At 34.1% G+C, this 12013-nt stretch carries 8 protein-coding genes; all 8 read left to right on the top strand.

Going from position 1 to position 12013, the window contains the following annotated elements; translation table 11 throughout:
- Positions 1–80 precede the first annotated feature (80 nt).
- Entirely contained in the window at positions 81–1571 is a 1491-nt protein-coding gene (gene betB / locus AC1Q7N_RS05685) for a betaine-aldehyde dehydrogenase (RefSeq protein WP_001830602.1), read from the top strand.
- Positions 1572–1730: 159 nt separating this feature from the next.
- Positions 1731–3449 (top strand): choline dehydrogenase, encoded by a 1719-nt coding sequence (gene betA, locus AC1Q7N_RS05690; protein ID WP_001830593.1) that lies wholly within the window; start codon positions 1731–1733, stop codon positions 3447–3449.
- Between the two features lie 321 nt (positions 3450–3770).
- Complete coding sequence (locus tag AC1Q7N_RS05695) at positions 3771–4946, top strand: amidohydrolase (RefSeq protein WP_001830632.1); 1176 nt, start codon at positions 3771–3773, stop codon at positions 4944–4946.
- Between the two features lie 446 nt (positions 4947–5392).
- Positions 5393–5611, top strand: coding sequence for a sterile alpha motif-like domain-containing protein (locus AC1Q7N_RS05700; protein ID WP_001830634.1), 219 nt, complete (start codon positions 5393–5395; stop codon positions 5609–5611).
- A gap of 27 nt (positions 5612–5638) precedes the next feature.
- Positions 5639–6085: an antibiotic biosynthesis monooxygenase family protein gene (locus AC1Q7N_RS05705; RefSeq protein ID WP_001830617.1), complete on the top strand. Its 447-nt coding sequence runs from the start codon at positions 5639–5641 to the stop codon at positions 6083–6085.
- Between the two features lie 336 nt (positions 6086–6421).
- Positions 6422–8017 (top strand): acyl-CoA synthetase MbcS, encoded by a 1596-nt coding sequence (mbcS, locus tag AC1Q7N_RS05710; RefSeq protein WP_001830656.1) that lies wholly within the window; start codon positions 6422–6424, stop codon positions 8015–8017.
- Positions 8018–8364: 347 nt separating this feature from the next.
- Positions 8365–10992, top strand: coding sequence for a pyruvate, phosphate dikinase (ppdK, locus tag AC1Q7N_RS05715; protein ID WP_001830624.1), 2628 nt, complete (start codon positions 8365–8367; stop codon positions 10990–10992).
- Position 10993: 1 nt separating this feature from the next.
- The gene (locus tag AC1Q7N_RS05720) at positions 10994–11812 is read left to right on the top strand and encodes a pyruvate, water dikinase regulatory protein (protein WP_001830630.1); all 819 of its coding nucleotides are present in this window, start codon (positions 10994–10996) and stop codon (positions 11810–11812) included.
- Positions 11813–12013: the final 201 nt, after the last annotated feature.

The following is a 12013-nucleotide window of genomic DNA, read 5'->3' on the forward strand; positions in this document are numbered from 1 at the left end:
CACTTTTTCATCAATTATGATAACATAACTCTGTAAAATTCGTTAAATAAAAATTTAACAAACTTAACGGAGGTCGTTTGATGGAACTTGTAGATAAATTATCAAATCGTCAATATATTGATGGAGAATGGGTTGAAAGTTCAAATAAAAACACAAGAGATATTATAAATCCTTACAATCAAGAAACAATCTTCACTGTAGCTGAAGGAACTAAAGAAGATGTTGAAAGAGCAATTTTAGCTGCTAGAAGATCTTTCGAAGACGGTGAATGGTCACTTGAAACAAGTGAAGTCAGAGGTAAAAAAGTGAGAGCCGTTGCTGATAAAATTAAAGAAAATAGAGAAGAGTTAGCTAAATTAGAAACATTAGACACTGGTAAAACTTTAGAAGAATCCTATGCTGATATGGATGATATTCATAATGTGTTTATGTATTTTGCTGGTTTAGCTGATAAAGATGGCGGTGAAATTATCAATTCACCTATTCCTAATGCTGAAAGTAAAGTAGTTAAAGAACCTGTAGGTGTTGTTACTCAAATTACACCTTGGAACTATCCATTACTTCAAGCATCTTGGAAAATTGCGCCAGCTTTAGCAACAGGTTGCTCATTAGTTATGAAACCAAGTGAAATTACTCCGTTAACAACAATTCGTGTATTTGAATTGATGGAGGAAGTTGGTTTCCCTAAAGGAACAATTAATTTAGTACTTGGTGCTGGATCAGAAGTGGGCGACGTGATGTCAGGTCATGAAGAAGTCGATTTAGTTTCATTTACAGGTGGTATTGAAACAGGAAAACACATCATGAAACAAGCAGCTAATCACGTGACTGACGTTGCATTAGAATTAGGCGGCAAAAATCCTAATATTATTTTTGATGACGCTGATTTTGAATTAGCTGTAGACCAAGCACTTAATGGTGGATATTTCCACGCTGGTCAAGTGTGCTCTGCTGGTTCAAGAATCTTAGTTCACAATGATATTAAAGATAAATTCGAAAAAGCTCTTATCGATCGTGTAAGCAAAATCAAATTAGGTAACGGTTTTGATCAAGATACTGAAATGGGACCAGTTATCTCAACAGCACACCGCGATAAAATTGAAGGTTATATGGAAGTTGCGAAAAAAGATGGAGCAACAATTGCAATTGGTGGTAAACGCCCTGAACGTGAAGACTTACAAGCCGGATTATTCTTTGAACCTACTGTAATTACAGATTGTGATACATCAATGCGTATTGTTCAAGAGGAAGTCTTTGGACCAGTTGTGACTGTAGAAGGATTTGCTGACGAAGAAGAAGCTATTCGCTTAGCAAATGATTCAATTTACGGTTTAGCAGGTGCTATATTTACTAAAGATATTGGTAAAGCACAACGTGTTGCAAATAAATTGAAACTTGGTACGGTTTGGATTAACGATTTCCATCCATACTTTGCACAAGCGCCATGGGGCGGTTACAAACAATCAGGTATCGGTAGAGAATTAGGTAAAGAAGGATTAGAGGAATATTTAGTAAGTAAACACATTCTTACAAATACTAATCCAGAACCAGTGGATTGGTTCAGTAAATAATAATACATTGCTTATATACAGTAAATGACTTATAAATACAAAATGCTACATGAAGTGAGTACTAACTAAGGTATAGTGCTCACTTCAATAAATGAAACCTTTTAAGAAAGAGATGTTAACAAACAAAGAAAACAAATCAATTTTTGGAGGTCTTTAACGATGAGAAGAAAACGCGATTCATACGATTATGTCATCATTGGTGGCGGTAGTGCAGGTTCAGTTCTTGGTGCACGCCTTTCAGAGGATAAAGATAAAAATGTTTTGGTATTAGAAGCTGGACGTAGTGACTATTTCTGGGATTTATTTATTCAAATGCCAGCAGCATTGATGTTCCCATCAGGTAATCGTTTTTATGACTGGGAATATCAAACTGACGAAGAACCACATATGGGACGTAGAGTAGATCATGCGAGAGGTAAAGTATTAGGTGGCTCAAGTTCTATTAACGGTATGATTTATCAACGAGGTAACCCAATGGACTATGAAGGATGGGCAGAACCTGAAGGAATGGACACATGGGACTTTGCACATTGTCTACCATACTTCAAAAAGTTAGAAACAACATATGGTGCAGCGCCATACGATAAAGTTAGAGGCCATGATGGTCCAATCAAATTAAAACGTGGACCAGCTACTAATCCATTATTTAAATCATTCTTTAATGCAGGTGTTGAAGCGGGCTATCATAAAACTGCAGACGTTAATGGATACAGACAAGAAGGTTTTGGACCATTTGATAGCCAAGTACATCATGGACGTCGTATGTCTGCTTCAAGAGCGTATCTACGCCCAGCATTAAGACGTAGAAACTTAGATGTTGAAACACGTGCATTCGTTACAAAATTAATTTTTGATGAAAATAATAGTAAAAAAGTAACAGGCGTGACTTTCAAGAAAAATGGTAAAGAACATACTGTTCATGCAAACGAAGTTATTTTATCTGGCGGTGCTTTCAATACACCACAACTATTACAATTATCAGGTATTGGTGACTCAGAATTCTTAAAATCAAAAGGTATAGAGCCACGTATGCATTTACCAGGTGTTGGTGAGAACTTCGAAGATCACTTAGAAGTATATATTCAACATAAATGTAAACAACCGGTTTCACTACAACCTAGCCTTGATGTCAAACGTATGCCGTTCATCGGTTTACAATGGATTTTTGCACGTAAAGGTGCAGCGGCGTCTAACCACTTTGAAGGTGGTGGCTTTGTAAGATCAAATGATGATGTTGATTATCCAAACCTCATGTTCCATTTCTTACCAATTGCTGTAAGATATGATGGTCAAAAAGCACCAGTAGCACATGGTTACCAAGTACATGTTGGACCAATGTACTCCAACTCAAGAGGTAGTTTGAAAATCAAATCTAAGGATCCATTTGAAAAACCAAGTATCGTGTTTAATTACTTATCTACGAAAGAAGACGAAAGAGAATGGGTTGAAGCAATTAGAGTAGCAAGAAATATCCTAAAACAAAAAGCTATGGACCCATTTAATGGTGGCGAAATTTCACCAGGACCACAAGTTCAAACGGATGAAGAAATTCTAGATTGGGTACGTAAAGATGGAGAAACTGCATTACATCCATCTTGTAGCGCGAAAATGGGACCTGCATCTGACCCAATGGCAGTAGTCGATCCATTAACTATGAAAGTACATGGTATGGAAAATTTACGTGTCGTTGATGCTTCAGCAATGCCTAGAACAACAAATGGTAATATTCATGCACCTGTATTGATGTTAGCTGAGAAAGCAGCGGACATTATTCGTGGTAGAAAACCGCTTGAACCTCAATATGTTGACTATTATAAACATGGTATTGATGATGAAAAAGCAGGTGCAATGGAAGATGATCCATTCTACCAATATTAAAATAGTTTGATTCAAAATATAATCTTAAATTCTAACCAGAAATAGATTATAATAGCAATCATATTGAATTCAATCATCTGTTACGGTATATAAAGACTTAACTTTAAAAAATTGTTGTGTACACAATTGTAACTTATTCATTGGTTACTCATATAGAAGCCTGAGACAACTTGTTGTCTCAGGTTTTTTAGTGTGTAACATTACTGTGATAGATTTGTACGATGATTGTTTAAATATAAAAATTAAGATATGTATCTCTAAAACGTTGTGTAACAATATTTATAAATTAAAGTTTATAATAATCTTGAGGAGAGGATTAAGATGAATCAAACTTTAGTTCAACATCTACGTGAAAAAGAGCAAAGAATGAAAGAAATAAGACGTTACTTACATGAAAATCCTGAATTATCATTCGAAGAAAATGAAACATCTAAATATATTGCAAACTTTTATAAAGATAAGGATTGTTTAGTTGAGACGAATGTGGGTCCTAATGGAATTAAAGTTACCATCGCAGGTAAACATCCAGGAAAAACTATCGCTATTCGTGCTGACTTTGATGCGCTACCGATAAAAGAAGAAACAGAATTACCTTATGCTTCTAAAAATGAGGGAGTCATGCATGCTTGTGGTCATGATGCACATACTGCGTACATGCTAATACTTGGAGAAACATTAATTGAAATGAAAGATCAATTGAGAGGTAATGTCGTGATTATACATCAACCTGCAGAAGAAATGCCACCGGGCGGTGCGAAAGGTATGATAGATGACGGCGTATTAGAAGGGGTGGACCATGTTTTAGGTGCACATGTGATGAGTATGATGGAAACAGGTAAAATATACTATCGTGAAGGTTTTGTTCAAACGGGACGCGCTTATTTTAGACTTGTTGTGAAAGGTCAGGGTGGTCACGGCTCATCCCCACATACATCGAATGACGCTATTGTAGCAGGTGCGCATTTTGTAACGACCGCACAGACCATTGTTTCAAGACGCTTAAATCCGTTTGAAACGGGTGTAGTCACAATAGGTTCCTTCGACGGGAAAGGACAATTCAATGTGATTAAAGATACAATAACAATCGAAGGTGATGTACGTGCACTGACTGATGATACAAGAGACAATATTCAGAATGAAATGACACGACTAGTCAGAGGATTAGAAGAGATGTTCGGAGTGATTTGTGATTTTGAATTTAAAAAGGATTATCCAGCTCTTTACAATGATCCTGAATTTACTTCTTATGTAGCAACAACTTTAAAAAATGCTAAGCTGGATGACATAAAAGCAATAGATATTTGTGAGCCGCAGCCACCCTCAGAAGATTTCGCGTTTTATGCGTTAGAAAGACCTTCAACATTTATTTATTCGGGTGCAGCACCAGAAGATGGACCTATGTACCCTCACCATCATCCTAAGTTTAATATCAATGAAACATCTATGCTTGTAGTTGCAGAGGCAGTGGGTACAATTGTATTAGATTATTTGAAATAAAAGGTGTATGAAATATCAAGAATATAAAGGTATCTATACATTGTAATTAGGTACCGATTTTATAGTTATTACGATTTGTTAATTATCTAATTGATAATTAAATTTTGTTTTTACGATACAAGCTTCTTTTGGAAATTGAAAAGATACGATAAATATAGTGGTGAGTCTAACAACACTTCTTGTGGGTTATTTATAGTTGTTAAGGGAAGCTTAAAAGATACTTTTGGTAACGTCAAAATAAAAATTTAAGTTTTTTGTTTCAATCTATCAATGGTAATTTCAGCAGTCCTTATCATCCGGACTTTTCTTACCACGAAATGTCAGTAAGAATATATAAATAGTGTTGATATGTATAGGTGACGTGCATAGAGTGTCGGTTTGGATTTAATGTTTTATATATTAAATCATGGTAGTATGTATTTATATCATATTAAAGAGGTGATAAGGTGAGTTTTTATCATTTTATACAAAATTTCGTTGGTGATGAAACACCTCTAGGTAAACTAGCCACATGTATTAACCAAGATGAAGATTTACCTATGGAAGAAACAACAGCACATAATATATTAAACTATTTTAATCAGTTAAATTATTTTGATGACGATTGTATTGAAGCTGTAAAACGCTCACTATCACTATATGAACAAAGTAAAGTAGCCCTATAATCTTAAATTGAAATGAAGGGATGTCTTATGTTAATTAGCGATACAAATAAAACATATATAATAGAAGAAACTAGTAATTCATTCACAATTGAAAAGAATAATGATCAGCAGCACTACGAAGTATTAGAATCAATCAACAGCTTATCTAATGATTCATTTTGTGTGTTAAATCACTTATTCGTCAATGGAGGTAATGAAGAGGTTTTTGAGTCACGGTTTTTAAAGCGAAATCAACATTTGCAAGATGTGCCTGGTTTTAAAGCGTTAAGATTTCTTAGACCGGTAGTCAAAGGGAGACATTACATTATCATCACGCTATGGAACAGTAGACAAGCTTTCTATGATTGGCAAAATTCACAAGCATATGCGCAAACTCATAAAAAACGTGGAACTCAAAAAGGTGTTGATCATCGTATAGTCAATAGAGATTTATCCTATAATATAAGAATAGAGTTAGAAAGTCTTAATAACTAAATTTGTGTTGAATATATGAATGATAAAATATAAAAAAGTATAATATGCCATTGAATTTATTAAGAATAAAATTTTGTGGATGCTTTTAATGAATTGTACACACGTAAAAGTATATTTGACTTGTTCAAATAATATAAGATAAATGAATGTAGCAAAAAGTTATTGTCAACAATCAAAAAGTTAATGATAAACCTGTACATTAATTTATGTTTCAGGTTTTTCTTATTTGAAAATTTGTTAGTTGATGATGAATAATATGAATGTTTTTAAGAGGTTTGATAGATTATAAACCTTTGGTAATGTTTAGATGAAAGTGAATTGAAAGGAAGTACACTTATGAATAAATCAAATTTACTAGCACCTGAGAATTATAATATTGTTACAGAAATAGAAAAATATGCCTCAGAAGATCATAAAAAAGCCATTATTTACAAGGATAACGAGCATGAAAATATTTCTGTAAGTTATAAAGAACTTATCAGTAATGCTAATAAAGTAGGGAATGTATTCCTCAATCATGGGCTAAAAAAGGGAGATAAAGTTCTCATCATGATGCCACGTGCAATCGTTACATATGAATTATATATTGCAGCATTGAAACTAGGGATAGCGATTGTTCCAAGTTCGGAAATGTTACGAACAAAAGATTTACAATATCGAATTACTCACGGTGAGATTGATGCAGTTATTTCATTTGATTCTCTAACTAAAGAATTTGAAAACGTTAAAGAATATGACCAATTAAAAAAATTTATAGTAGCTGGTCACAAAGAAGATTGGGTTTCAATAGAAGATGAAAAAGAAAAAGTAAGTGATGACCTTAAAGGCGCAGATACAACACGAGATGATTTGGCGATTCTTTCTTATACATCAGGTACAACAGGCAATCCAAAAGCAGTAACGCATTCACATGGATGGGGGTATGCCCATTTACAAATGGCACCAAAACATTGGTTATGTATACAAGAGAATGATCTTGTATGGGCAACTGCAGCACCAGGGTGGCAAAAGTGGGTGTGGAGTCCATTTTTATCTGTATTAGGGATGGGAGCAACAGCATTTGTCTATAACGGTCGTTTCCACCCTGAAACATATCTCGAGTTACTTCAAAATTATCAAATTAATGTTCTATGTTGTACACCAACAGAATATCGTATGATGGCTAAACTTAGTCATTTAGAACAGTACAATTTAGAGTATTTACACAGTGCGGTGTCTGCGGGTGAACCTTTAAATCGAGAAGTTGTTGAACAATTTAAACGTCATTTTAATATTACTGTTCGAGATGGATATGGACAAACCGAAAGTACATTGTTGATCGGATTTCTAAAAGATACTGAACCACGTATGGGTTCTATGGGCAAAGGTATACCTGGTAGTTTTGTTACTGTCATTGACGATGATGGTAAAGAGGTTGGTCCAAATGTTAAAGGTAATATCGCCGTGCCTTTAGACTTACCGGCTTTATTTAAAGGTTACTTTAAAGATGAAGCACGCACAAAAGCAGCTTCAACAGGTGATTATTATGTTACTGGAGACCAAGCTCATATTGATAATGATGGTTATTTCTGGTTCGAAGGTCGCCGTGACGATATTATCATTAGTTCAGGATATACCATTGGACCTTTCGAGGTAGAAGATGCACTAACAAATCACGCAGCTGTTAAAGAATGTGCAGTTGTTGCAAGTCCTCATGACATTCGTGGAAATATTGTTAAAGCATTTATCATCTTGCAAGATGATTATGAAGCAAGTGATGAGTTAATCCAAGAATTACAAGTATTTTGTAAAAATGAAGTAGCACCGTATAAATATCCAAGAGCAATTGAATTTGTTGAACATCTACCAAAAACAAATTCAGGTAAGATACGTCGTGTTGAATTACGTGACGCAGAAATAAAAAAATATAAACAACAAGATTCATCACATTAAGCATGAATGAAAATATTTCCTGGGACACTTATACAATGTCTCAGGTTTTTTTATTTTGACTGTCAGAGACTAATATTAGAATATGCATTAGTTTAATTTAGTTAATGTGATGGGACAGGGAATTCAGTATGAATTTTGCCCTGCTTTTTAGATTGCATGAGTATAACCTAATCAATGATGAATTGAAAAATAAAATCATGAATAAAAAAGCATTAAATTAATACTTTTGACATATTTAGAGCAAATTTAATGAAAGCCTTTTCTTAAAAATGTTGTAATTCTCTTTTTATTATGACATACTTGTAAATAAATAGTATGACATAATAAAAAATAAGAGGTGGTCAAGAATGACACAATTCGTTTATGCATTTAATGAAGGAAATATAGCTATGAAAGACTTACTTGGTGGTAAAGGTGCCAATCTTTCAGAGATGAAGAGACTCGGACTACCAGTACCAGATGGTTTTACAATTACGACTGAAGCTTGTATTACATATTTAAAACAAAATGAAGAACTACCTACAGAAGTAAAGACACAATTAATTGATCATTTAGCAGCTTTTTCTAAACGAACAGGAAAAGCCTTTTCCTCTGATGATAACTTGTTATTAGTATCAGTACGTAGTGGTGCAAAAATTTCCATGCCAGGAATGATGGATACAATTCTTAATTTAGGACTTAATGATGATAATGTAAAAAAGCTTGTTGACAAAACAAATGATGCACGATTTGCATATGATTGTTACCGTCGTTTACTACAAATGTTTGGAGAGGTTGTTTATGGTATTCCAATGACAGCTTTCGATACATATTTTAATGATTTTAAAACAAAGCATCGTTATCAAAATGATGCTGAAATTCCGGCAGAAGGACTACAAACTATATGTGAAAAATATAAAGAAATCTATGTAGAAGAGGCATATAAACCTTTTCCCCAAGAACCGTTAAAGCAATTAGAAGAAGCAATTGAAGCAGTATTTAAATCTTGGGATAATGATCGTGCACGTGTATATAGAGATTTAAATGATATTCCACATGATATTGGTACAGCCGTAAATATTCAGGAAATGGTATTTGGTAATAGTGGTGAAAATAGTGGTACGGGTGTAGCATTTACAAGAAATCCAGTTACTGGAGAAAATCATTTATTCGGAGAGTACTTACTTAATGCTCAAGGTGAAGATGTTGTTGCAGGCATTCGTACCCCTAAGGATATTGACACTTTAAAACAACAAATGCCAGATGTACATCAAGAGTTTGTTGATGTAACCAAACAACTTGAAAAACATTACAAAGATATGCAAGACATAGAATTTACAATTGAAAATGGTAAACTTTATTTATTACAAACACGTAACGGAAAACGTACTGCTAAAGCTGCAATAAAAATTGCTGTGGATTTAGTTCACGAGCAATTAATTACACGTGAAGAAGCAGTATCAAAAGTAGAAGTAAAATCAATAGACCAATTATTACATCCTAATTTTAATGAAGAATCATTAAAGCAAGCGACAGTGGTTTCTAAAATGGGCTTACCAGCTAGTCCCGGTGCAGCAACAGGAAAAGTAGTCTTCTCTGCTGAAGAAGCAAAACTTCAAGCTGAAAATGGTAATAAAGTAGTGTTAATGCGACCGGAAACATCACCTGAAGATATTGAGGGGATGGTAGCAAGTGAAGCAATCGTAACAACTCATGGTGGTATGACATCACACGCTGCTGTTGTAGCAAGAGGAATGGGCAAATGTTGTGTGACAGGATGTTCGAATGTAGAGATAGATACAGTGAACAAAACAGTATATTATCCTGAAGGTGAATTACATGAAGGGGATATCGTTTCTGTAGATGGTTCAGCTGGTGATTTATATTTAGGAGCAATTGAAACAGTCAATGCTGAACATAGTGAAGAGTTCGATCAATTTATGACTTGGTCTGAAGAGATTGCAAGACTGCAAGTTAGAATGAATGCTGAAACACCACAAGATATAAAAGCTGGATATAATTTTGGTTCTAAAGGAATAGGTTTAGTTCGTACTGAGCACATGTTCTTTGGCCCTGAACGTTTAATAGAAATGCGCCGTTTTATCTTAGCTTCAAATCATGACGAACGTGTACAAGCTTTAGAAAAAATTAAAACATACCAAGTAGAAGATTTTGAAACAATTTTCAGATTATCTCAAGATAGACCTACGATTGTTCGTTTACTTGATCCACCGTTACATGAGTTCTTACCATCATCTGAAGAAGATATAAACAATGTTTCTCAACAGCTGAATGTATCTTCAGAGTTCTTACGCAAGCGAATCGTTGACTTAAATGAGGTCAATCCAATGCTTGGTCATCGTGGTTGTCGTTTGGCTGTGACTTATCCAGAGTTATATGAGATGCAAGTTGAAGCTATCATTGAAAGTGTTATTAAGCTTCAAAAAGAGGGCATAACGTGCCTACCAGAAATTATGATTCCTCTCGTGTCAACAGTAGAAGAATTTACAACTTTAAAAGAACGATTAGTTAATACAATTACACATTTAGAAAAAGAATCACAACAAGATATACAATATATGATAGGTACTATGATTGAAACGCCTAGAGCATGCTTGATTGCGAATGACCTTGCGAAACATTGTGATTTCTTCAGTTTTGGTACTAATGATTTAACGCAATTGACATTTGGTTTCTCTAGAGATGATGCAGGAAAATTCATAAATGTGTATACTGAAAATAACATTTTACAGCTTGACCCATTCCAAACTTTAGATAGAGAAGGTGTAGGACGACTAATTCAATTAGCTGTTGAACAAGCTAAAAATACAAATCCAGAGATAAAAATTGGTGTATGTGGTGAGCTTGGTGGCGATGCAAAATCAATTCGTAAATTTAACCAATGGGAAATTGATTATGTTTCATGTTCACCATTTAGAGTTCCGGGTGCAATTTTAGCTACAGCTCAGAGTCAAGCGGAGGAAAGCGAGCGATAAGGTGAAGGATAATAATGAAGTATTAAAGTTATTTATAGTTTCAGATTCAATTGGAGAAACAGCGCAACGGATGATTCATGCGACGCTGACACAGTTTCCAGATTTAACTCAAGTAGAAATTAAGAAATTTCCATATATTAAGGACGAACAAGAATTTTTAAATGTCTTACAATTAGCTAAAGAACAGAATGCAATTGTTGCAACAACATTAGTGAGTGAGTCATTTAATGCATTAGGTCATCAGTTTGCAAATGAACATCAAATTCCCTATGTAGATTACATGTCTGAGTTAATTAGCATAATTAAACAACATACACACGCTAAACCATTAATGGAAAGTGGTGCGTTGCGTAAGCTTAATGATGAGTATTTTAAGCGTATAGAAGCAATTGAGTATTCAGTGAAATATGATGATGGTAAGCATTTTACAGATATTGGAGAAGCGGATGCTTTAATAGTAGGTGTATCACGTACCTCTAAAACGCCATTAAGTATGTACTTAGCTAATAAAGGATATAAGATTGCAAATATTCCTTTAGTCCCTGAAGTGGCTATTCCAGATAATGTATTTCAACAAAAGAATTTAAAGGTATTTGGATTAACAGCAAGTCCCAATTATATCGCAAATATACGACGTAATCGTGCAGAAACATTAGGGCTATCTTCAGAATCTAATTACAATAGTTTAGAGCGTATCAAAAAAGAATTATCTTATGCTGAAGAAGTTTTTAGAAAATTAAATGCAACGGTAATTAATACAGAATATAAATCGATAGAGGAATCGGCATTTTATATTGAAAAGTTTTTAGCTAAACGTTAAATGTTCATAAAAATATATATCATAAAATTGTCATAAATTTACTATTAACAATTTACTTTTCAAAGTGCTTGCTTTAACATAGATATGTAAAAGCTATTAGATTTGATTCTTTTCTAAGGTTTTGAGGTTATAAAGTAATATAACAAGAATGATGACGTCTAATTAGCTGGAAAGCAATATGATAACTACTACACAAGAGGT

It is taken from the genome of Staphylococcus sp. GW823-FHT05F06 (assembly GCF_058795495.1).